Source organism: Haloplanus salinarum (genome assembly GCF_009762275.1).
Classification (GTDB): Archaea; Halobacteriota; Halobacteria; order Halobacteriales; family Haloferacaceae; genus Haloplanus; species Haloplanus salinarum.
The window spans coordinates 709,920-730,315 of record NZ_CP034345.1 but is presented as its reverse complement, the minus strand read 5'-3'; the positions used below and the strand labels follow the sequence as shown (position 1 = coordinate 730,315).

Below are 20,396 nucleotides of genomic sequence, written 5' to 3'. Positions count from 1 at the left end.
GAACCGTACCGCGGTCCACATAATAAGGCCTTCGGATCGGTTTCCGGACGTGTCGCCGTCCCACGGGGCCGAACTCGCGGATTCGAAACGGTTTAGTGCTGGACCGCGTTGATTCGGGTGGGAACGGCGCGACCGCAAATCCGACTCGCCTTCGGGCTTGGGATTGCGGGAGTGTTGTGACCGACAGCTGTCGGTCACGGATACGCTTCTGCGGTCTGTGCGGTTCCAATCCATCTATGGCACGAATGCACACCCGCCGCCGTGGCTCGTCCGGTTCGGACAAGCCGGTGGCAGACGAACCCCCGGAGTGGAGCGACGTAGACGAAGCGGACATCGAAGAGCGCGTGGTCGAACTCGCCGAGCAGGGTCACGACCCGAGCGTCATCGGGATGAAGCTGCGCGACGAGGGCGTGAAGGGTACGCCGATCCCCGACGTGAAGCTGGCGACGGGGAAGAAGCTCACCGAGATCCTCGAGGAGCACGACGCCGAGCCGGAGCTTCCGGAGGATCTCCACAACCTGATGGAGCGGGCCATCCGCCTGCGCGAGCACATGGAAGCGAACCCCCAGGACCACCAAAACAAGCGCGCGCTCCAGAACACGGAGTCGAAGATCCGCCGTCTGGTGAACTACTACCGCGGCGACGCGCTCGACGAGGACTTCACGTACAGCTACGAGGTCGCCGTCGAACTGCTCGAGGAATAGTATGTCTACCGCGCCCGCGACCGTCGAGGACGCCGATGCTGGCGACGTGGCCGCCGCGATCCGCGACGCCCCGTTCGTTCGGGTCGTCGCGGCCGCGACCGGCGACGCGCTGGCCGCCAGCGGCGTCCTCGCGCGGGCGTTCAGGGAGCGATCGACGCCCTTCCAGGTGCGCGTCGATCCGGTGCCCGACCCGCTCCCGGCCGACGGCGACGACCTCACCCTCGCGCTCGGTGTGACGGGTGGCGACGTCGCCCTCGTCGGCGACGACCGGCCGACGAGCGTCGCGGCCGCGGCGGCGGTCCGGGAACTCGGCGTCGATCCAGATCCGATCCTCGCGCTCGCCGGCGTGACCGCGGCCGGTCGCCCGGTCGGCGACGCGCCGTCGCTGCTCGACGCGGCCACGGCGCGGTCGGCGATCGACCGGCGTCCGGGGCTGGCGGTGCCGACGACCGATCCGGTCGACGGCCTCGCCCACTCGACGCTCGTCCGCAGCCCGCATTCGGGGGATCCCGACGGGGCGCAGGCGGCGCTCGCGGACCTCGGCGTGCCGGCGGAGCCCGACGAACCGGACCGGCGGCGACTGGCGTCGTGGCTGGCCATCGAGGCCTCGGCGTCGTCGTCGCGGGCCGCGGCGGCCGTCGAACGGGTTCTGCACCCGTACGCGACCCCGGAGGGCCGGTTCGCGACCGTCGCGGGGTTCGGCGACGCCCTCGACGCGGTCGCACGCGAGCGGCCGGGGACCGGTGTCGCCCTCGCCATCCGCGACGCCGAGACGGCGCGGTCGGCCGTCCTCGACGCCTGGCGGACGCACGCCCGGGCGGTCCACGGGACGCTGTCGGACGCGACGACGGGCCGGTACGACGGCGTCTTCGTCGCGCGCGTCGCGGACGACGGTCCAGGTCGGCTCGGGACGGTCGCCCGACTCTGTCGGGACTTCGAGTCGCCGGAACCCGTCGTACTGGTCGTGGCCGACGACTCGGCTGCGGCCGCGGGCACGACCGACGAAGCCCTCGGGGCGGCGATGGCCGAGGCGGTTCGGGAAGTCGACGCGGACGGGCGGAGCGCCGGTGGCTCCCGGTGGGCGACGGCGCGGTTCGACGACGCGAACGCGGAGGCGTTCGAAGCGGAGGTATCGAGGTTCATCGCGGCGTTCAGGGGGGCGCTATGAGACGCGCCGACGTCGCGACGACACACGACGACGCGTCGACGGTGGCGGCCGCACTCCGGCCGGACAACACGCCGTCGATGACGACGCGCGTGGCGGACGACGTCGTCCGCACGGTCGTCGAACGCGAGACCGCTGGCGGTCTGGGGTCGACCCTGGACGACTACGTGGTGAACCTGACGGTCGCGGAGACCGTCGCACGAACGGCACGCGAACACAGACACAACCATGAGTGAACGCTCAGTACCCAAGCAGCAACGTGGCAAGCGCTGGTATACGGTTTTCGCCCCGGAGCAGTACGACCGGGAGGAACTCGGCCAGACGCTCGCCGACGAACCGGAGAAGATCATCGGACGAACGATCGAGACGACCCTCGGCGACCTCACCGGCGACTCGGGGGCGAACAACACCAAACTCACGTTCAAGATCACGGACGTGGGGTCGGACTCCGCGTACGCGGAGTTCGTCCAGCACGAACTCACGCGGGACTACCTGCGGAGTCTGGTGCGCCGCGGCGCCTCGAAGATCGACGCGACCGTGACGGTGCTGACGACGGACGACTACCGCGTCCGCGTCCAGCCCGTCGCGTTCACGACGAAGAAGGCCGACCGCAGTCAGGAGAAGGCCATCCGGCGGGTCATGATCGACCTCGTCGAGGAGGCCGCCGACGAACGTGACTTCGAGTCCTTCGTCGAGAGCTGTGTCGAGGGGCGTCTCTCCTCGGCCGTCTACGGCGAGGCCAAGACCATCTACCCGCTCCGGCGGGTCGAGGTCCAGAAGCTCACCCTCGAAGCGCGACCCGAAGAGGTCGCCGCCGAGGAGGAGGCCGCCGTCGACGTCGACGAGGAAGACGTCGCCGTCGACGAGGACTGATCGACACCCGACGACCCTTTTCGCGGCCGCGACGCGACCCGAGTACGGATGTGTGTCCAGCGACAAGGACCCCCGATGACCGAGTTGGCACACGCGAACGCCGGCTACCGGCGACTGTTCGGCTCCGAGGGCCTCTCGTTCGGGATCGGGTTCCCGCTCACCGGCGTCCGCGAGTCGACGCCGGACGTCGCGGCGGAGACACGCCTCGCGAGTCACGCCGAGTCGGTCGGCTTCGACGGCCTCTGGGCGCGGGACGTCCCGACGTACTGGCCGCGGTTCGGGGACGCCGGCGGCGCGTTCGACACGTGGCCCCTGCTCTCGCACGCGGCGGCCCACACCGACGACATCGCTCTCGGAACCTCGAGTGTCGTCCTCCCCTTGCGCCACCCGATCCACGTCGCGAAGGCCGCGGCGTCCGTCGACCGACTCTCGGGCGGGCGGCTCGTCCTCGGCGTCGCCTCCGGCGACCGCGACCCGGAGTATCCGGCCTTCGACGTCGACCCCGACGAGCGGGCGGTGGCGGTCCGCGAGCGGATCGACGCGATCCGGACGCTCTGGCGCGAGGAGTATCCCACCCTCGACGGGCCGTGGGGCGAACTCGGCGGGGACTTGGACGTGTTGCCGAAGCCGACCACCGAAACGCTCCCGCTCCTGCCGACGGGCCACGCCCGCCAGTCGGTCGAGTGGATCGCCGAACACGGCGACGGCTGGATCTTCTATCACCTCCCCGAGGACACGCTCCGGACGTATCTGGACCGGTGGCGCGGGCTCGCCGGCGAGAAGCCGTTCGTGATCGCGGTCCGGGTCGCCCTCGCGGACGATCCGGATGCGGAGCCGGAACCCCTCCATCTGGGCTATCGCGCCGGCGTCGACTGGTTCCGGGACTACTTCCGACGACTGGCCGGGTTCGGCCTCGATCACGCCGTCGTCAGCCTCCAGGGATCGGATCCGCGACGCGAGATGACGCGCTTCGCCGAGGAGGTCGTCGACGAGGTCTGAGCCGGTCAGTACGCTTGTGCCGGTCGGGGACCAAGTAGGGCTATGACTGACGTCCAGGCGCTGCGGGAGGTCTTGACGCCGGCCGAGGAGCTCACGATCGTCTGTCACAACAACCCGGATCCGGACTGCCTCGCGAGCGCGCTGGCGCTCGGTCGGATCGCCGCGGCCGTCGGGATCGACGAGCGTCGCATCCTCTACAGCGGCGACATCTCACACCAGCAGAACCGCGCGTTCATCAACCTCCTCGACATCGACCTCCGGGAGTTCGACCCGACGAGCGTCCACGACCGCCCGGAGGGGTCCCTGCTCGCGTTCGTCGATCACGCCGTCCCCGGCGGGAACAACCGCGTCCCCGAGGGGACGCCGATCGACGTCGTCTTCGATCACCACCCCGCGGAGGGGATCGAGGCCCGCTTCGTCGACCACCGGGAGTCGATCGGCGCGACGGCGACGATCCTCACCGAGTACGTACGGGCGTTCGACCTCGAACTCGACGCCACGCTGGCGACCGCGTTGCTGTTCGCGATCCGTCGTGAGACGCTCGGCTTCCTCCGCGGCGCGACCGACGCGGAGTACGCCGCGGCCGGGTTCCTCCACGAGGCGGCGGATCTGAACCTGCTGCGCCAGCTCTCGACGCCCTCGGTCACCAGCGCGACCGTCGACGCAATCGCCCAGGCGATAGCCAACCGATCGGTCCGGGGGGCGGTGCTCATCTCCCACGTCGGCCGGACGAGCGAGCGGGACGCGCTACCGCAGGCGGCGGACTATCTCGCCACCCTAGAGGGAGTCGAGACGGCGGTCGTCTTCGGCGTCGTCGACGGGAGCATCCACTTGAGCGCCCGCTCGACGGACACGCGCGTCCACATCGGCGACGTGCTCACCGAGGCGTTCGACGACGTGGGCAGCGCCGGCGGCCACCGGGAGATGGCCGGCGGCGAGGTCCCGCTCGGGATCTTCGCCGACTACGCGGACGACGACGAGGGACTGATCGCCATCGTCGAACAGGTCATCACGGCCCGACTCGTCGCGGCGCTCAATCTGGAGGCGGACGGCGACGCCTGAGCCGGTCGGCCGGGGGCCACGCGACGTCGGTCGTCGGCGGCCCGGTTACGTATCACTCGACAGACATAAGCGTCGGGCCGTCGAACCCCACGGACATGGTCGATACCCCGGACAGGTCGGCGCCCCCACCAACCGAGGCGACGAACCGAGACGGCGAACGGCCGGCCGTGGAACGGCCGGAGACGGCCGACGAGGTGACCGTCGTCGACGAGCGGACGGAACTCGAACGGACCATCGGCTTGACCGGGGGCATCTCCATCGGCGTCGGAACGATGATCGGCGCCGGCATCTTCGTGTTCCCCGGCATCGCCGCCGGACGGGCGGGCCCGGCGGCCGCGGGCTCGTTCGCCATCGGTGCCGTGATCGCGCTCCTCGTCGCGCTGCCGACCTCGGAGCTGGCGACCGCGATGCCGCGAAGCGGGGGCGGGTACTACTTCATCTCCCGCGGGATGGGGTCGCTGTTCGGCGCCGTCGTCGGCCTCTCGCTGTGGTTCGGGCTGGTGTTCGCGTCCGCCTTCTACCTCGTCGGCTTCGGGTTCTACGCCGAGGCCGTCCTCGTCAGGCTGGGGGTCGTACTCGGGGGCTTCGACGTCGTCGTCCCGCTGGCGTTGCTGTTCGGCGTGTTCCTGACGGTCTTGAACGTGACCGGGACGGAGAACGCGGCGAAGCTACAGAACGGCGTGGTCGGCGTCCTCCTGGCGATCATCGTCGCCTTCCTCGTGTTCGGCGGGCTGTCGATTTTCGGCCTGGTCGGGGAGCCGGAACCGATCGGCGAGTCGTTCCTCTCGAAGGGTGCCTTCTCGGTCCTGACGACCGCAGCGCTCGTGTTCACGTCGTATCTCGGGTTCGCCCAGGTGGCGACCGTCGCGGGCGAAATCAAGGACCCGGGGCGGAACCTCCCGCTGGCCATGGTCGGATCGGTGCTGATCGTCGGGGTGTTGTACGTGGCGACCATCTTCGTCGCGGTCAGCGCGTTCGGGAGCGAACGACTCGCGACGCTCGGTGAGACGGCGATGGTCACCGTCGCGGAGAGCTTCCTCGGGTCGCTCGGCGCCTTCGCCATCCTCTTCGGCGGGCTCCTCGCGACGGTGTCGAGCGCGAACGCCTCGATCCTGAGCACCTCGCGTGCCATCTACGCGGTCAGCAAGGACGCGCTGGTGCCACGCTTTGCGAGCCGCATCAACCTCGAATACGGGACGCCCCACGTCGCCCTCGGGATGGCGGGCGGACCGATCCTCGTGCTCGTCCTGCTCGGGGAGGTGGCGGTGCTCGCCGAGGTGGCCTCCTTTCTCCATCTCGTCATGTACGGGCTGATGTGTATCGCGCTGATCGCGCTCCGCCGGGACGAACCGGCGTGGTACGACCCCGACTTCCGCGTTCCGGGCTACCCCGTCGTTCCCGTGCTCGGCGCGCTGGCGAGTTTCGCCCTCATCGGGTTCATGCAGCCGACGTCACAGCTCATCGGCCTCGCGATCATGCTGCTGTCGGCCGGCTGGTACTACTATTACGCTCGCGACGTGACGTTACGGGGGGTACTGTGATGTCCGAACCCAACTGGACGGTGCTCGTCCCGGTCGAAGTCCTCGCGGGCGAGACGATCCCCGAATCCGTCGTCGACGTGCTGACGACCCTGCCGGTCGTCGTCCTCGGCTATCACGTCCTGCCCGAACAGACGCCGCCGGGACAGGCTCGCCTCCAGTTCGAGACGCAGGCCCAGACCAAACTCGGCGAACTCGCGGCCGCGTTCCACGAGGCCGGGGGTATCGCCGAGACGCGACTCGTATTCACACACGACGAGGAGCAGACCCTCGACCGCGTCGCCGACGAGACTGGCTGTGACGCGATCCTCGTTCCGAATCCGGCCCCCGACGTCGAACGTCTGCTCGTCCCCCTCAGCGGGGAGGTGGACGCCTCGCGGGTCACGGAGTTCGTCGCTACCCTGATCGGCGACCGAAACATCGCGGTGACCCTCCTCCACGTCGCCGACGGCGAGGCGGAGACGGCGGCCGGCCGGTCGCTGTTGAGCGACGCCGCCGCTCACCTCCGGGAAAGCGGCGTTCCGGCCGCCGCTATCACGAGCGAGGTCACCGTCTCCGAGTCCCCGATCCGGACCATCGCGACGGCGGCCGTCGACCACCACGCCGTCGTCATGGGCGAGAGCGAACCGTCGCTGCGCTCCTTCCTCTTCGGCGACGCGTCCGCGCAGGTGGCCGCCCAGTCGGTGGGGCCCGTCGTGGTCGTGCGGCGGGAACGGGACGACGGATCGGCCGGGGGATGAGGGGACCTGCCGACCGATCCGAGCGACGACGGTCGTCGGCCCCCGCCGTCGCCGCGGAGCCGAACGCTTATCACCGGGCATTTTTTAGGCAAACCTAAAATGGACGAGTCGACGGATCAGATCGCCGGTGCCGTCTTTCGGGCGCTGACCGACCGCGGGCACGAGGCGGTGGAGCGGGCCGTGGTCGACGCCTACGCCGCCGCCCGCGACGAGGTCGCGGCGGACCGGGAGCGACTCTCCCGGACCGTCTTCGCGGAGTTGCTCGACGCCTTGGACCGGGAACTCGACGGCGAGGAGCAGGTGGCCGTGCTCACCGCGGCCGTCGAGGATCTGGTGGACCGGTTCTCGACGGTGATCGACGCGGCGCCCGTGGCGATCTGTGCCGTCGACGGCGAGGGGCGAGTCCGGCTCTGGAACCCGGCGGCCGAGCGCACCTTCGGCCGGGATCGCTCGGCCGTCCTCGGTCGCTCGTTCGGCGTGACCTGGGCCGACGCGTCGGACGAGGGGTTCGACGCCCTCCTCGACCGATTGCGGCGGGGCGAGCGGATCGTCGGCCAGGACACCCGTCACCGGCGACCGGACGGTGCGCTCCTCGATACGCGTGTGTGGGCCGCCCCGATCCACGAGAGGGGCGACGGCGCGGCGTTCGTCGTCCTCGACGTGACGGAGCGGCGGGGGCGCCGACAGCGGCTCGCCGTCCTCAACCGCGTCTTGCGTCACAACGTCCGGAACGACGTGAACGTCGCCCGGGGGCACGTCGACCGGGCGGCGGCACGTCTCGACGACGAGGCGGCGCGACGGAGCCTCGACGTGGCCCGGCGTCGCCTCGACGACCTCGCCGAGTTGAGCGACGCGGGCCGGTTGATCGAGCGGGTGGCCGACGCGGATCGGACGGAGGCGGTCCGGCTGGACCTGGTCGACGTAGTGCGGGACCGACTCGCGGAACTGCGGCGGACCTACCCCGACTGTGAGGTCCGGACGACGCTTCCGGACGGTGCTCCCGTTCGTGCCGACCAACTCCTCCCACACGCCGTCGACAACGTCCTCGAGAACGCGGTCGCACACAACGACGCCCCCGTTCCGCGGGTGTGCGTGGACCTCTCGATGGCCGACACAGGCGGGCAGGCCGTCCTCCGGATCGCCGACGACGGTCCCGGGCTCCCGCCGGTGGAGCGGCGCGTCCTCGAGGCGGGGGCGGAGACACAGCTCACCCACAGCACCGGGCTGGGGCTGTGGCTCACGAACTGGATCGTCCGGGTGTCGAACGGTCGGGTCGCGGTCGACACCGGCGACGACGGAACCACCGTCGACCTCGAACTGCCGGCCGCGTGATCACTCCTCGACGACGACCTGGCCGACCATGCCCGCCCGTTCGTGGGGGATGCAGAAGTAGTTGAACTGGCCGGGCGTCTCGAAGGTGTGGGCGAACGTCTCCCCGCTTTCGAGTACGCCGTTCATCTCGTACCACCCCTCCCGGGCGGCGCTCGTGGAGTCGTACCCGCCCGTGGCGAAGAACTCCGCGCCCTCGGGGATGCCGTCGTCGTAGGCGGTGACCGAGTGGGCGCGGGCGCTGTTGTTGTACCAGACCACCTCCTCGCCGACCGAGACGGTGATGGTCGTGGGTCGGAACGCCTCCGCGGTCATGCCCACGTCGCCCTCGACGTCGCCGCCGACGACGCCGGCACAGCCGGCGCTCCCGACGGCGAGTCCCGTTCCGAGCGTCGCGAGGAGTCGACGCCTGTGCATACCTCCCGCTCGGGGGGCGACGAATAAATGCGGACTGGTTCGGCGGTCGAATCCGACGATATAAAGACGTAAATCCTCGGTCACAGAGGTTGGAGCTATGCAACCGCGGTTCGTCGGGCGTCTGGGGTTGGCCGACGCCGTGACGGTCGGCAACGCGATGCTCGGCTTCCTGGCTGCGTTCGTCGCGACGACGAACGCCCCGCTCGCGGCCCGCATCGTCCTCCTGGCGGCCGTCGCCGACGGCCTCGACGGCGTCGTCGCGCGGAAGCGCGGGGGGACCCCCGCCGGACCCTACCTCGACTCGCTGGCCGACGTGGCCTCCTTCGGCGTCGCGCCGGCCATGTTGATCGCGTCGCGGGCGGCCGATGCGTGGACGCTCGCCGACCGACCCCTCCTCTACGCGCTGGGGCTCCTCCTGCCGGCCGTCTACGTCGCCATGGCCGTCACTCGACTCGGCCTCTATACCGCCTACGACAGCGACGCCTCGAAGACGAAGGGGACACCCTCGACGCTCGCGGCGACCATCCTCTCGGCGGGCGTCCTCGCGGGCTTCGTCGGCCCCCTCCTGCTCGTCGCCCTCTCCGGCGTCCTCGCGGGGCTCATGGTGACACAGATCACGTACCCCGACCTCCACCCGCAGGACGCCATCGTGATGGGCGTCGTCCAGGGACTCGCCATCCTCCTCCGGGGCCGGCCCGGGGAGGTGTTCGCCTTCGCGCTCCTGTTTCTGGCGCTCGCCTACCTCACGCTCGGGCCGCGGTTCTACTGGACCGGCTGACCAGCCGGTCGCCTACATCCCCATGTCTGCCGCCTCGTCGGGCACCGGGAGGTCCGCGACGTGGACGCCGAGCCGTTCCGCCGCGTGATCGAGGGCCATGTCGAACCCGTAGTACCGCTCCAGTTCGTCGCCGTCCGGGTCGGGACGCACCGTCACCATGGCGTACCCCTCGCTGTTCTGTGCGAGGGCGGCCGTTCGCCCGTCGCGTTCGAAAGTGAGAACCCGCTCGCCGCCTGCCTCGTAGTAGCGGGCGGTGACACCGTCGCCGTCGTCTTCGGTCATGGTCTCCCCTTGGACTCCGGCCTGTCGAACCTTGCGGTCGGTCAGCGAACCTCGTCGGCGATGGTGTTGCGCAACACCTCGCTGGTCCCCTCGTATATCTCGTTGAGTTTGGCGTCGCGGTAGAACCGCTCGACCGGGAAGTCCTTCGTGTAGCCGTACCCCCCGTGGATCTGGATCGCCTCGTTGGCCACCTCGCGACTCACCTCGCTGGCGTGGAGTTTGGCCTGCGCGGCCGCCTTGACGAACCGCTCGCCGCGCATCTTCCGGTCGGCCGCCCGGTGCATCAGGAGTCGAGCGGTCTCCACTTTCGTGTCCATGTCCGCGAGTTTGTGGCCGATCGACTGGAAGTCGCCGATGGGCTGACCGAACTGCTCGCGCTCGTTCGCGTACGCGACGGCCTCGTTCAGAGCCGCTCGGGCGATGCCGACGCCCCGGGCCGCGATGGTGATCCGGCCCGCGTTGAGCGTCTCCAGCGCCTGGACGAACCCGTCGCCCTCGGCGCCCAGGCGGCGGTCGGCCGGGAACCGCAGGTCCGAGAAGCGCAGTTCCGCCGTCGGACAGCCCTTGTCGCCCAGTTTGTGTTCGGTTCCCTCGACGTGAAAGCCCGGGTCCTCCTCGGGGCGGACGACGAACGACGAGATGCCATGCCGGCCCGCCTCGGGGTCGGTCTTCGCAAACAGGATCACCGTGTCGGCGACCGACCCGTTCGAGATCCAGAGTTTCTCGCCGTCGACGACGTACTCGTTCCCCTCGCGGACGGCCGTCGTCTCCATCGCCGGCACGTCGCTCCCGGCGCCCGCCTCCGAGAGCGCGAACGCCCCGACGTCGGTACCCTCGTTCAGCGGCGTCAGGAACCGCTCCTTCTGGTCGTCGGTGCCGAAGGCGTCGAGCATCCCGCCCGCGAGGCTGGTGTGGGCCGCGACGATGGTTCCGAGGCCCCCGCTCCCGCGGCTGATCTCCGCGAGACACGCGGCGTAGGCGTGATAGTCGAGCCCGGCGCCCCCGTAAGCCTCGTCGAAGGGCATCCCCATGAGTCCGAGCTCGGCCATCTGCGAGACGAGGTCGGCCGGGAACTCGTCGGCCTCGTCGATATCGCCCGCGACGGGGACGACCTCCTCGTCGACGAAGTCGGCTACCATGTCGCGCATCTGGGCCTGCTCGGCGGAGAGGCTGAAGTCCATACCGGCCGTACGGCCCCGCGTCGTCTTATATCATCCGTGCGGTTCCGCGGCCGGAGCCGAATGAGCTAAGTGCAACCCGCGGCAGGTGCCGGTATGGCACACGACGCCGCGGTGACGGACAGGGGAGTCGGGTTCGGCGTGCTGTTCTCGATCGTCGCGGTCGGCGGTGCGCTGGCGATGCTGGCCGCACCCGGGCAGTTGACCAAGGCCTGGGGGTTCGCCTTGGGCATCGTGGCGGCCCTCCTCGCGGTCGTGTCGATCCAGGCGTACGCCTGACCGGTCGGGCTTGAAAGAGTTAAGACGCTGAATCCCCTACCGCGAGTGAACGATGACCTCTCTGACCGAAGAGGAACGGCGAATCCTCGCGTACCTCCACGACAGCGTCTCTCGGGGTGAGCGCTACTTCCGCGCGAAGAACATCGCCGACGCCATCGGGCTGACGGCCAAACAGGTGGGCTCTCGACTCCCCAGACTGGCCGAGAAGTCCGAGGACGTCGAAATCGAGAAGTGGGGGCGCGCCCGGTCGACGACGTGGCGCGTCACGCAGGGGTGACCCTCGGATTTTTTAGCGTACGGGGGGAGTTCAGCCCGTGACCGTACGCGTCCGTCGGACGTTCGAGTTCGAGGCACCGGGGGAACGGGTCTGGGAGTTCATCTCCGATCCCGGTATGCGGGCCGGTGCGATCAGCGTCGTCCACGACTACGAGGTCGACGGGAACCGCGCCACCTGGGAGATCGACCTCGATCTTCCCCTAGTCGACCGTACCGCGACCGTCGAGACCGAGGACGTCGAACGGGACGAACCCCGGTACGTGAAGTTCGTCGGCCGCTCTTCGGTCCTCCGAGTCACCGGCGAGCACCGCATCGAGGAAACCGACACGGGCTCCCGCCTCCACAACGAGTTCGTCGTCGACGGGCGACTCCCCGGCGTGGAACGCTTCTTCAAGAAGCGCCTCGACACCGAACTCGACAACCTCGAGGCGGCGCTCAGACGCGAACTGGGGTTGCCGGCCTGAGATGCGGGTGGCACTGGCCCAACTCGACCAGACCGCCGGCGACGTCGACGGGAACGTCGACCGGGCGGTCGAAGCCGTCGGCGACGCCGCCGCCCGCGGCGCCGACCTGGTCGTCCTCCCCGAACTGTTCACCGTCGGCTACTTCGCCTTCGACGCCTACGCCCGCACCGCGGAGGGGCTCGACGGCCCCACTTTCGCCCGTCTCGCCGACGCCGCCGCCGACCACGGCGTCGGCCTCCTAGCGGGGAGCCACGTCGAGGACCTCGCCGAGAGCGCGGCGGCCGGCGCCGAGACGCCCGCGTCCGAGGGGCTCGCCAACACCTGCGTCTTCTACGACCGCGAGGGCCGCCGTCGGGCGGTCTACCGCAAACACCACCTCTTCGGGTACGAGTCGGCCGAGACGCGCCTGCTCACGCCCGGCGAGTCGCTCTCGACGGTCGACTTCGAGGGCTTCACCGTCGGCATGTCGACGTGTTACGACCTGCGATTCCCGGAGCTGTACCGCCGGCTCGCGGACCGCGGGGCGACGCTCGTCTGCGTGCCGAGCGCCTGGCCTTATCCCCGAGTGGAACACTGGCGGACGCTGGCGCGGGCCCGCGCCGTCGAGAACCTCACGTACGTGGCGGCGGCCAACGGCGCCGCGACGTTCGAGGACGCGACCCTCCTCGGCCGGTCGACCGTCTACGATCCCTGGGGGACGACGATCGCGAGCGCCGGCGACGAGGCGACCCTCGTCGTCGCCGACCTCGATCCCGACCGGATCGACGCGGTCCGTGAGGAGTTTCCGGCGCTGCGCGACCGGCGGGACTGGGACTGAGACCGACGGCAGCGGGGCCCATGTCCCGATCCCAGCGACCGCTGCCGTTGCCGGAGGCTTTATCACCGAGAGGGCGCTATCGGTGAGCGCCGACGCATCGACGCTTTTCTCGTCGAGACTCGGCAACAACATCCACCACGTCGTCGCTCGCCCCGGTCGGGTCGCTCCCCTCGCCCGGCAGGAGCGACTCGACGTCCCGTCTTCCGCCCCCTCTCGTCCACCCTTTCATACGGATCGTCGCAACTGTCTCCCGGCGGTTCACCGGACTGTCTCGGCGAACCGCCGGTAATGGCTTACGACGAACCGTATCACGCGGCTCGCTTCTCGACTTCGCCTTTGAGCGCCGCGGCGTCGCAGTCGTGATCCGGGCGGATGTTGACGAAATCGAGGAAGTCCAGGGCGGCGACCAGTTCGTCGGTGGCGTAGGCCGTCGCCGCGGCGTCGACTGTCGCCCCCGCGCCGACGAGCGGTTCGAGGGCCGCGAGTCCACAGGCCACGTCGTACGCGCGGGCGTCCGTTCGCCCCTCGGCGCCGACGTTGGTCGCGTCGATGAAGTAGAGTTCGTCGTCGAGGACGAGGACGTTCTCGGCCCGGAGGTCGCCGTGGGCGAGGCCGTGGTCGTGCAGCGTCCGCAGCGCGGCGAACAGGTCGGGAGCGAGGTCACGCGCCTGTTCCGGTTCGAGGTCGTCCAGCGGCCGGAACTCGGGGAGATATTCGAGGACGACGACCCCGAGGTCGGCCACCTCGAGCGCTTCGAGCGGTTCCGGCGCGTTCAGTCCGATGTCGCGCATCCGTTCGGTCGCCTCGAGTTCGTGGGTGGCCATCTGGTACGGGGTCCCGAAATGCTCGAAGAAGCCCTCGGTCCCCGCGGAGAAGACGCCGATGTTCCGGCCGGTGGTGATGAGCGCGTGGACGATGGAGTTCTGTCGGGAGATCACCTTCACGAAGAGCTCCTCGTCGAGGACGACGGGCGTCGAGAGCCAGTTGTCGGCGTCGAGATACCGGACCGACGGGTCCTCGTGACCGTACCGCTCGGCGACCGCCGTCATCACACGGTCGAGGCGGTCGTCGTCGATCCGGCCGCGGAGGAACCGCCTGACTTCCATCGACGGTCGGTACGCGGCCACGAGGGATATATCTTCGTCGGGCGGGCTACCGCTCGTCGAGCGCCCCGGACAGCGCCCGTACCGCCCGTTCGCCGTCGGTTCGGGGCACGGCCAGTCGAACCGGTTCGTCGCCGAACCGCTCGATCACGAGCGCCGACCGGCGCGTCCGAAGGTACCGGGCCAGCAGGGCGAGACCGCCGACGAACAGGGCCAGGCCGCCGAGCAACAGCAGCGCCGTGAGCGTCACGAGCGCCGAGGCCAGGGCGTCGGTCACCGCGAGGACGCTCCCGACGGGGGCCGCGCCGGTCGTCCCGGGATCCATCGACAGCGTCTCGCCGAGGTCCATCGCGCGGAGGGCGGCGCCGCCGGCGACGGCGGCCAGCCCATAGAGGAGGGCCCGCACCGCCCACCCGAGGAGCCGCCGGTCGCCCGCGGCGTCGACGTCGATCCCCGCGACGTTTGGCCGGTCGACCGTCTCGAACCGCCGGCCGTCGGCCGCGGGGTTGTACGCGATCAGCCGGTGGCTGGTGACGGCCGCCCAGCCGGCGCCGAGCGGCGTCGCGGCGACGACCGCCTCGCCGGCGTAACAGTACCGCTCCGCGTCCGGTGCTGCGGTCGGTTCCCCGGCTGCGTCCTCGGTGGCGACCCCCTCGTCCATCGCTCGGGTGGTGGGTCGCCCCCGTCCTTACCCTTTCGGCCGGTTCCGGTCGATTTTAACGCCCCGACGAGAGAGTGCGCCGTATGGGTTCGGGTGAGCCGGTACCATGAGCGACTCCGACGGTCGCTCCGGGTTCGTGGAGTACGGTATCGAGGACAGGCCGCCGATTCCGACGTCGCTCCTGCTCGGGGTCCAGCATTACCTGACGATGGTCGGGGCGAACGTCGCGGTGCCGCTGATCCTCGCGGGGGCGCTGGGGATGCCGGACGCGGTCGTCCCGCGGTTCGTCGGCACCTTCTTCGTCGTCTCGGGGATCGCGACCCTGGCACAGACGACCTTCGGCAACCGCTATCCGATCGTTCAGGGGGCGCCATTCTCGATGCTCGCGCCGGCGCTCGCGGTCATCGGCGTGGTGCAGGCGAGCGATCCCGCGGGGCCGGCGTGGGAGGCCGCCCTCCTCCAGTTGCAGGGGGCCATCGTCGTCGCGGCGGTCGTCGAGATCGCCGTCGGCTACCTCGGCCTGCTCGGCCGCCTGCGGTCGTACATCTCGCCGGTCATCATCGCGCCGACCATCGCCCTGATCGGTCTGGCGCTGTTCAACGCACCCCAGGTGACGGCCGCGTCGGGCAACTGGTGGCTGCTGGGGCTGACCCTCGGCCTGATCGTCCTGTTCTCGCAGTACCTCGGCGACGCCTCACGAGCGTTCCAGCTGTTCCCCGTCCTGCTCGGCGTCGTGGTCGCGTGGGTGATCGCCGCCGTCCTCTCGGTGGTCGGGTTCTACGCCCCGGAGACGTCGGGCTACGTCGACCTCGCCTCGGTCGCGTCGGCGCCAGCGCTGATGCCGATCTACCCGCTCCAGTGGGGAACCCCCCAGATCGAAACCGCGTTCGTCATCGGCATGCTCGCGGGCGTCGCGGCGTCGATGCTGGAGTCGTTCGGCGACTACCACGCCGTCGCGCGGCTCTCGGGGGTCGGTGCGCCGAGCAAGGAGCGGATCAACCACGGCATCGGGATGGAGGGGATCATGAACGTCTTCGCCGGCCTCATGGGAACCGGGGGGTCGACTTCCTACTCCGAGAACATCGGCGCCATCGGCCTGACCGGCGTCGCCTCGCGTTACGTCGTCCAGATCGGCGCCGCGGTGATGCTCGTGGTCGGCTTCGTCGGCTACTTCGGCCAGTTGATCGCGACCATCCCCGACCCTATCGTCGGCGGTCTCTACGTCGCCATGTTCGGACAGATCGTCGCGGTCGGCCTCTCGAACCTGGAGTACGTCGACCTGGACTCCTCGCGAAACGTCTTCGTCGTCGGCATCGCGCTTTTCACCGGCCTCGCCGTCCCCGCGTACATGGGCAACGTCGGCAGCGCCGCGGCGTTCCGCGAGGGGATGCGTGGGGTCGCCGTCCTCGGCCCGGTGCTCGGCGCCCGCGCCGTCGCCGATACGATCTACGTCATCGGATCCACCGGCATGGCCGTCGGCGGCCTCGTGGCCTTCTTCCTCGACAACACCATCGATGGCACCCGCGAGGAACGGGGGCTCGTGGAGTGGGAACAGGCGACCGAGGAGGACGCCGCCTTCCGCTCCGCGTTCGACCGGTTCCTCCGCGACGACTGACGCTTCGACACGTTTTTAGGTTGGCCTAAATACTGTCGGCCGCGTCCCCCATCGCTCCTACCGACTCCCCACCCGCGAGGGGGAGGCGTCCGCCACGAAATTTTTAGGTTGACCGAAAAACCGACGGGCTTTTGTGTTTTTAGGCTAGCCTAAAATCTATGCGACACACGAGAAGACGGATACTGCAGGCGACCGGCGTCGCCCTCGGTGCCGGATTGGCCGGCTGTGGCGGCGAGAGCGGAACCGACGCGGCCGAACCGACGGCGACGGACACTGCCGAACCCACCGCGACGGACACCGCCGAACCCACCGCGACCGAGACGCCGACCGCTGCGGTCTCGGCCGACACGGCGCTCGCGGCGGAGTGGAACGTCATGCGGGCGCGACTCCACGACGCGGTGGCGCTCGGTCGCACCGACAACCACGCCGCGGCCGCGCGACTCGTCGGCGACGTGTTCGCCCGGTTCGAGAACGCCGGCGGCGAGTACGGCGCCCACGAGGGCCTCGAATCGACGAGCGAGGAGGCCTACGAGTCCTTCGAGGGGAGCCTCGGCGACGGCCGCTCGGCGTTCGAGGCGGGGAACGCCGACGAGGCCATCGGCGCCCTCGACGGCGCGGGCGAGGACCTGCTGTCCGCCCAGCGCGAGCGGACCGGCGACGCCGCGGTCGGGGTGTTCTCCCTGTTCGTGTTCGCGTCCCGCGTCCGGAACGTCGACGCCCTCGCGACCGCCGGTCTGACCGACGCGGCGGCGACGGTCGGGGAAGCAACGCTCGCCGACTTCGAGGAGGCGGCGGTCCACGACACCATCGAATCGGCCGGCGAGGAGTATTACGAGGCCTTCGAGGGCGGGCTGGAGGACGCCGTTTCGGCCGCCCAGGAGGGCGACGCCGACGCCGTCCACGAGGCGGCGCTCTCGGCGTCACAGGGCGTCGTCGACGCCGCGTACGAACTCGTCCCCGAGGGGGTCGCGGGGGTCGGCCACCTCTCGCTGATGGGCGCCGTCGGCTTCGACGCCGAGATGGCCGCCGGGCTCGGCGGTCGGGGTCTCGGCCTCGCCCACGCCGCCGGCCTGAACGGCTACCGCGCTCGGGTCCGTGACGCCGTGTGGCTCTACGAGGCCGGCGAGCCCGAAGCGGCGGCGGCCGCCGCCCAGTCCGTCTTCCAGCACTTCGAGGGTGCCCGCGCCCACGAGGCCTTGGAGGAGGCCAGCGAGGACGCCTACGAGCAGTTCGAACACGACGGGCTCGAAGCCCTGATCGAGGCCATCGAGAACGGCGACGACGCCGGGGTCGCGGACGCGGCGGCGACGACCCACGACGGCCTCACGACGGGGATCGAGGCCCTCGCCGGCGACGCCGCGCCGGTGCTCGAATCCGGGTACTTCCGCGCCCGCCTCGGCGACGCCCGCGAACGCTACCACCGGGGCGAGGGCGAGGCAGCCGCGACGGTCGCGGAGGACCTCTTCGCCCGCTTCGAGGAGAACGAGGCCGACTTCCACGAGACGCTGGAGGAGACCAGCGAGGAGCTCTATCACACCTTCGAGGAGGAGCACCTGACGGCGCTCCCCGAGGCCTTCCGCGGCGGCGACGACGAGGCCGTCGACACCCACCTCGCGGGGGCGACCGACGCCCTCGTCGAGTTCGAGGCCAGCGCGGGGTCGACGCCCGTCGCCAGCGCGGCCGCGGCGACGTACATGACCGGCCGCGCCGGCGACGCGGGCGTCCTCGCGACGCTCGGCGCGACCGACCGCGCCGAGACGGTTGCGAGCGAGGCCTTCGAGTACTTCGAGGCCGGCGCCAACGGCTTCCACGAGGCCGTCGAGGCGGCCAGCGAGGAGCGATACCACTCCTTCGAGGAGGCCCTCGGGGCCGTCCGCTCGGCGACGACGGGAGAGGCCGACGCCTCCGACGCCGCGACGACCTTCGCCGACGAGGCGACCGCGGCCGTCTACGCCGTCGTCGAGCGCGGTGAGGGCGGCGGCGACGTGAACGCCGCCCCCCTCGTGGGCGACGTGTTCGCCACCTTCGAGAACGCCCGCGTCCACGAGGCCCTCGAAGAGGGGGACCACGAGACCTACGAGACCTTCGAGTCCGCGCTCTCGGACTACGTCTCGGCGCTCGAGAGCGGCGAGGGCGTCGACGCGGCCGGCGAACGGTTCGCGCAGGCGACCCGCAACGCCGGCTTCGCGGTCGCCGGCGCCGTCGGCGACGCGCCCGAGATCTCCGCCGGCGGCGGAGGCGGCGAGGGCGGTCACGGCGGCGACTCCGGCGACTTCGAGGGCGGCCCCAACGTCGTCGAGGGCGTCCCCGACGATGCCGACCACGTGGTCGACATGACCGCCGTCGCCTTCGAGCCCGCGGAACTCACCGTCTCCGTCGGCGACACGGTGGCGTGGAGCCACGCCGGCGGCGAACCCCACAGCGTCACCGCGTACGGCGACGGCCTCCCCGAGGGGGCGAGCTACTGGGCCTCCGGCGATTTCGACTCCGAGGAGGCTGCCCGCGAGGGCTGGGAGAACGGTCAGGGCTACGTCGCCTCCGGCCAGTCCTACGTCCACACCTTCGAGACGGCCGGCGAACACGGCTATTTCTGCATCCCGCACGAGGCGGCGGGGATGGAGGGCACTGTCGTCGTCGAGGAGTGAGCCGACGGCGGGCTCCCTGACCGCCTCAGCGACCCCGGTCCCCGCTGCCGTGGGCACTTTTCCTCCACTTACCGCCGCTCGACGACGAACTCCGTGCCGGGTACCATGCGCGCCGTCATGGCGCCGACGAGCGGCGGCTCCGCGTCGGGATCGCCGGGCCAGACGAGGTCGTACTCGCGACCGATCGTCGCGAGGGCGAGCGTCGCCTCCAGCAGGGCGAACTGACGGCCGATACAGCGGCGCGGGCCGCCGCCGAAGGGGGCGTACGCGAAGTCCGGCAGGCGCTCGCGGAGGTCGGTCGCCCAGCGCGCCGGGCGGAAGGTCTCGGGGTCGTCGTAGAACCGGGAGTCGCGGTGGATCTGATCGACGGTGAGCCACGTCGCCGCGCCCTCGGGGATGCGGTAGCCGTCCAGGGTCACGTCCGTCGCCGCCTCGCGGGGGATGGTGTACACCGGCGGATACTTGCGGAGCGTCTCGGTCACGACCCGTTCGGTCACGTCGAGGGCGTCCAGGTCGTCGACCGTCGGCGGCCCGTCGAGGGCGTCGACCTCGTCGTGGAACCGCGCCCGGACCTCGGGGTTGGTGGCCAGCGCGTAGAAGGCGAAGGCGATGGCCGTCGAGGTGGTGTCGTGACCGGCGAAGATCATCGTCACCACCTGGTCCCCGAGTGAGTCGTCGTCTAGGACGCCCTCGGGTGTCGCCCCCGATTCGCGGAGGGCGACGAGCAAGGAGAGGAGGTCGTCGGCAGCCGACGGATCGGCCGGTGGATCCGTGGCCGCTGCCGCGAGCAGGTCGTCGGCGACGGCGTGGAGGCGTTCCTTCCCGCGCCGGAACCGCCGCCGTGCGGGCGTCGGCACCCATCGGGGAAGCGGGTAGGAGGTGGGGGCGAACCAGTCCTGCAGGCGGTCGGCGGCCGTCCGGATCGCCTCGTCCCCGTCGATGGAGAGTTCGCGCCCGAACAGCGTCGAGAAGAGCACGTCGAGGCTCAACTGGCTCGTCTCCGCGGCGAGGTCGATCCGACTCCCGGGTTCCCAGCGCCGACACCGACGCCTGACCTGCGCGACCATCCCGTCGGCGTGGTCGAGGAGCCGATCACGGGCGAACAGGGGCTGTAACACCTCGCGCTGGCGGCGCCAGGTCTCCCCCTCGGCGGCGACGAGGCCCTCGTCGAAGGCGATACGGAAGTCGTCGGACTTGCGGAAGTCGTCGCGGCCGCTCAGGAGGACGTACTCGAAGTGGTCGGGGTGACCGAGGTGGTAGACGTCGCCGGGACCGAGGAGTTTGACCCGGACGAAGTCACGGTCGGCCATCGCCCGGTTCCGGAAGCCGAAGACGTCGCGCATCGCGCCGACGGTGTGTGTCAGCGGATGCCCGAGCGTCGAGGGGTAAGGTGCCAGCGGGGTCGTCGTGCCGTCGCCCGAGGACATACCGGCGGTATACCGTCTCGGCGGCTTATATCCACGGGACCCGG

The 20,396-nt window shown here is 70.5% G+C and carries 22 protein-coding genes; 16 read left to right on the top strand and 6 right to left on the bottom strand.

Annotated features, from left to right (window positions below):
* Positions 1-236 precede the first annotated feature (236 nt).
* The 9 genes from EI982_RS04975 (at position 237) to EI982_RS04935 (ending at position 8,413) form a co-directional block, all read left to right on the top strand.
* Complete coding sequence (locus EI982_RS04975) at positions 237-704, top strand: 30S ribosomal protein S15 (protein ID WP_157688436.1); 468 nt, start codon at positions 237-239, stop codon at positions 702-704.
* A 1-nt stretch (position 705) separates the two neighbouring features.
* Positions 706-1,872, top strand: coding sequence for an exonuclease RecJ (locus tag EI982_RS04970; RefSeq protein ID WP_157688435.1), 1,167 nt, complete (start codon positions 706-708; stop codon positions 1,870-1,872).
* Positions 1,869-2,105 (top strand): KEOPS complex subunit Pcc1, encoded by a 237-nt coding sequence (locus EI982_RS04965; RefSeq protein ID WP_157688434.1) that lies wholly within the window; start codon positions 1,869-1,871, stop codon positions 2,103-2,105. Before EI982_RS04970 ends, EI982_RS04965 begins: the two co-directional genes overlap by 4 nt.
* On the top strand, positions 2,098-2,742 hold the full coding sequence (locus EI982_RS04960) for a 30S ribosomal protein S3ae (protein ID WP_157688433.1): 645 nt from the start codon (positions 2,098-2,100) through the stop codon (positions 2,740-2,742). The genes EI982_RS04965 and EI982_RS04960 overlap by 8 nt, the downstream gene beginning before the upstream one ends.
* Before the next feature lie 75 nt (positions 2,743-2,817).
* Entirely contained in the window at positions 2,818-3,741 is a 924-nt protein-coding gene (locus tag EI982_RS04955) for a TIGR03571 family LLM class oxidoreductase (RefSeq protein WP_157688432.1), read from the top strand.
* Between the two features lie 42 nt (positions 3,742-3,783).
* A complete protein-coding gene (locus EI982_RS04950; protein WP_157688431.1) occupies positions 3,784-4,803 on the top strand; it encodes a DHH family phosphoesterase in 1,020 nt (339 codons plus the stop codon).
* Between the two features lie 95 nt (positions 4,804-4,898).
* Positions 4,899-6,344 carry an APC family permease gene (locus tag EI982_RS04945; protein WP_157688430.1) on the top strand — a complete coding sequence of 482 codons (1,446 nt, stop codon included), beginning with the start codon at positions 4,899-4,901 and terminating at the stop codon, positions 6,342-6,344.
* Positions 6,344-7,081, top strand: coding sequence for a universal stress protein (locus EI982_RS04940; protein WP_157688429.1), 738 nt, complete (start codon positions 6,344-6,346; stop codon positions 7,079-7,081). Before EI982_RS04945 ends, EI982_RS04940 begins: the two co-directional genes overlap by 1 nt.
* Positions 7,082-7,180: 99 nt before the next feature.
* Entirely contained in the window at positions 7,181-8,413 is a 1,233-nt protein-coding gene (locus tag EI982_RS04935; RefSeq protein ID WP_157688428.1) for a PAS domain-containing protein, read from the top strand.
* On the opposite strand, the gene EI982_RS04930 is transcribed toward EI982_RS04935, so the two are convergent.
* Positions 8,414-8,827: a cupredoxin domain-containing protein gene (locus EI982_RS04930; RefSeq protein WP_157688427.1), complete on the bottom strand. Its 414-nt coding sequence runs from the start codon at positions 8,825-8,827 to the stop codon at positions 8,414-8,416. It lies immediately after the preceding gene.
* A gap of 97 nt (positions 8,828-8,924) precedes the next feature.
* Between EI982_RS04930 and EI982_RS04925 the strand changes: the two genes are divergently transcribed.
* On the top strand, positions 8,925-9,605 hold the full coding sequence (locus tag EI982_RS04925) for a protein sorting system archaetidylserine synthase (RefSeq protein ID WP_157688426.1): 681 nt from the start codon (positions 8,925-8,927) through the stop codon (positions 9,603-9,605).
* Positions 9,606-9,617: 12 nt separating this feature from the next.
* Here EI982_RS04925 and EI982_RS04920 read toward each other — a convergent pair whose 3' ends face one another.
* Both EI982_RS04920 and EI982_RS04915 read right to left on the bottom strand, forming a co-directional pair.
* On the bottom strand, positions 9,618-9,887 hold the full coding sequence (locus EI982_RS04920; protein ID WP_157688425.1) for a DUF7111 family protein: 270 nt from the start codon (positions 9,885-9,887) through the stop codon (positions 9,618-9,620).
* 41 nt (positions 9,888-9,928) lie between these two features.
* Complete coding sequence (locus EI982_RS04915) at positions 9,929-11,068, bottom strand: acyl-CoA dehydrogenase family protein (protein ID WP_157688424.1); 1,140 nt, start codon at positions 11,066-11,068, stop codon at positions 9,929-9,931.
* 93 nt (positions 11,069-11,161) lie between these two features.
* Here EI982_RS04915 and EI982_RS04910 point away from each other — a divergent pair, with 93 nt between their 5' ends.
* The 4 genes from EI982_RS04910 to EI982_RS04895 are packed head-to-tail and all read left to right on the top strand — an operon-like array spanning position 11,162 to position 12,901.
* Complete coding sequence (locus EI982_RS04910) at positions 11,162-11,344, top strand: DUF7525 family protein (protein ID WP_157688423.1); 183 nt, start codon at positions 11,162-11,164, stop codon at positions 11,342-11,344.
* Positions 11,345-11,396: 52 nt separating this feature from the next.
* The gene (locus EI982_RS04905; protein WP_114586681.1) at positions 11,397-11,621 is read left to right on the top strand and encodes a DUF7123 family protein; all 225 of its coding nucleotides are present in this window, start codon (positions 11,397-11,399) and stop codon (positions 11,619-11,621) included.
* A 37-nt stretch (positions 11,622-11,658) separates the two neighbouring features.
* Entirely contained in the window at positions 11,659-12,084 is a 426-nt protein-coding gene (locus tag EI982_RS04900) for an SRPBCC family protein (RefSeq protein WP_157688422.1), read from the top strand.
* Between the two features lies 1 nt (position 12,085).
* The gene (locus EI982_RS04895; RefSeq protein ID WP_157688421.1) at positions 12,086-12,901 is read left to right on the top strand and encodes a carbon-nitrogen family hydrolase; all 816 of its coding nucleotides are present in this window, start codon (positions 12,086-12,088) and stop codon (positions 12,899-12,901) included.
* Positions 12,902-13,209: 308 nt separating this feature from the next.
* Here the strand turns inward: EI982_RS04895 and EI982_RS04890 are convergent, their stop codons facing one another.
* Together EI982_RS04890 and EI982_RS04885 are read right to left on the bottom strand one after the other, a co-directional pair.
* Complete coding sequence (locus tag EI982_RS04890) at positions 13,210-14,007, bottom strand: RIO1 family regulatory kinase/ATPase domain-containing protein (protein ID WP_157688420.1); 798 nt, start codon at positions 14,005-14,007, stop codon at positions 13,210-13,212.
* A 46-nt stretch (positions 14,008-14,053) separates the two neighbouring features.
* Complete coding sequence (locus EI982_RS04885) at positions 14,054-14,665, bottom strand: hypothetical protein (protein WP_157688419.1); 612 nt, start codon at positions 14,663-14,665, stop codon at positions 14,054-14,056.
* 106 nt (positions 14,666-14,771) lie between these two features.
* Here EI982_RS04885 and EI982_RS04880 point away from each other — a divergent pair, with 106 nt between their 5' ends.
* Both EI982_RS04880 and EI982_RS04875 read left to right on the top strand, forming a co-directional pair.
* Positions 14,772-16,280: a uracil-xanthine permease family protein gene (locus tag EI982_RS04880; protein ID WP_157688418.1), complete on the top strand. Its 1,509-nt coding sequence runs from the start codon at positions 14,772-14,774 to the stop codon at positions 16,278-16,280.
* Between the two features lie 158 nt (positions 16,281-16,438).
* Positions 16,439-18,925, top strand: a complete 2,487-nt coding sequence (locus EI982_RS04875; protein WP_157688417.1) for a DUF5059 domain-containing protein — start codon at positions 16,439-16,441, stop codon at positions 18,923-18,925.
* 68 nt (positions 18,926-18,993) lie between these two features.
* Here EI982_RS04875 and EI982_RS04870 read toward each other — a convergent pair whose 3' ends face one another.
* On the bottom strand, positions 18,994-20,352 hold the full coding sequence (locus EI982_RS04870) for a cytochrome P450 (protein ID WP_157688416.1): 1,359 nt from the start codon (positions 20,350-20,352) through the stop codon (positions 18,994-18,996).
* Positions 20,353-20,396: the final 44 nt, after the last annotated feature.

What these genes read in the sequence shown, in the direction of transcription:
- EI982_RS04975 (WP_157688436.1), top strand. Translation starts at nt 237, where the DNA reads ATGGCACGAATGCACACCCGCCGCCGTGGCTCGTCCGGTTCGGACAAG.
- EI982_RS04970 (WP_157688435.1), top strand. Translation starts at nt 706, where the DNA reads ATGTCTACCGCGCCCGCGACCGTCGAGGACGCCGATGCTGGCGACGTG.
- EI982_RS04965 (WP_157688434.1), top strand. Translation starts at nt 1,869, where the DNA reads ATGAGACGCGCCGACGTCGCGACGACACACGACGACGCGTCGACGGTG.
- EI982_RS04960 (WP_157688433.1), top strand. Translation starts at nt 2,098, where the DNA reads ATGAGTGAACGCTCAGTACCCAAGCAGCAACGTGGCAAGCGCTGGTAT.
- EI982_RS04955 (WP_157688432.1), top strand. Translation starts at nt 2,818, where the DNA reads ATGACCGAGTTGGCACACGCGAACGCCGGCTACCGGCGACTGTTCGGC.
- EI982_RS04950 (WP_157688431.1), top strand. Translation starts at nt 3,784, where the DNA reads ATGACTGACGTCCAGGCGCTGCGGGAGGTCTTGACGCCGGCCGAGGAG.
- EI982_RS04945 (WP_157688430.1), top strand. Translation starts at nt 4,899, where the DNA reads ATGGTCGATACCCCGGACAGGTCGGCGCCCCCACCAACCGAGGCGACG.
- EI982_RS04940 (WP_157688429.1), top strand. Translation starts at nt 6,344, where the DNA reads ATGTCCGAACCCAACTGGACGGTGCTCGTCCCGGTCGAAGTCCTCGCG.
- EI982_RS04935 (WP_157688428.1), top strand. Translation starts at nt 7,181, where the DNA reads ATGGACGAGTCGACGGATCAGATCGCCGGTGCCGTCTTTCGGGCGCTG.
- EI982_RS04930 (WP_157688427.1), bottom strand. Translation starts at nt 8,827, where the DNA reads ATGCACAGGCGTCGACTCCTCGCGACGCTCGGAACGGGACTCGCCGTC.
- EI982_RS04925 (WP_157688426.1), top strand. Translation starts at nt 8,925, where the DNA reads ATGCAACCGCGGTTCGTCGGGCGTCTGGGGTTGGCCGACGCCGTGACG.
- EI982_RS04920 (WP_157688425.1), bottom strand. Translation starts at nt 9,887, where the DNA reads ATGACCGAAGACGACGGCGACGGTGTCACCGCCCGCTACTACGAGGCA.
- EI982_RS04915 (WP_157688424.1), bottom strand. Translation starts at nt 11,068, where the DNA reads ATGGACTTCAGCCTCTCCGCCGAGCAGGCCCAGATGCGCGACATGGTA.
- EI982_RS04910 (WP_157688423.1), top strand. Translation starts at nt 11,162, where the DNA reads ATGGCACACGACGCCGCGGTGACGGACAGGGGAGTCGGGTTCGGCGTG.
- EI982_RS04905 (WP_114586681.1), top strand. Translation starts at nt 11,397, where the DNA reads ATGACCTCTCTGACCGAAGAGGAACGGCGAATCCTCGCGTACCTCCAC.
- EI982_RS04895 (WP_157688421.1), top strand. Translation starts at nt 12,086, where the DNA reads ATGCGGGTGGCACTGGCCCAACTCGACCAGACCGCCGGCGACGTCGAC.
- EI982_RS04890 (WP_157688420.1), bottom strand. Translation starts at nt 14,007, where the DNA reads ATGGAAGTCAGGCGGTTCCTCCGCGGCCGGATCGACGACGACCGCCTC.
- EI982_RS04885 (WP_157688419.1), bottom strand. Translation starts at nt 14,665, where the DNA reads ATGGACGAGGGGGTCGCCACCGAGGACGCAGCCGGGGAACCGACCGCA.
- EI982_RS04880 (WP_157688418.1), top strand. Translation starts at nt 14,772, where the DNA reads ATGAGCGACTCCGACGGTCGCTCCGGGTTCGTGGAGTACGGTATCGAG.
- EI982_RS04875 (WP_157688417.1), top strand. Translation starts at nt 16,439, where the DNA reads ATGCGACACACGAGAAGACGGATACTGCAGGCGACCGGCGTCGCCCTC.
- EI982_RS04870 (WP_157688416.1), bottom strand. Translation starts at nt 20,352, where the DNA reads ATGTCCTCGGGCGACGGCACGACGACCCCGCTGGCACCTTACCCCTCG.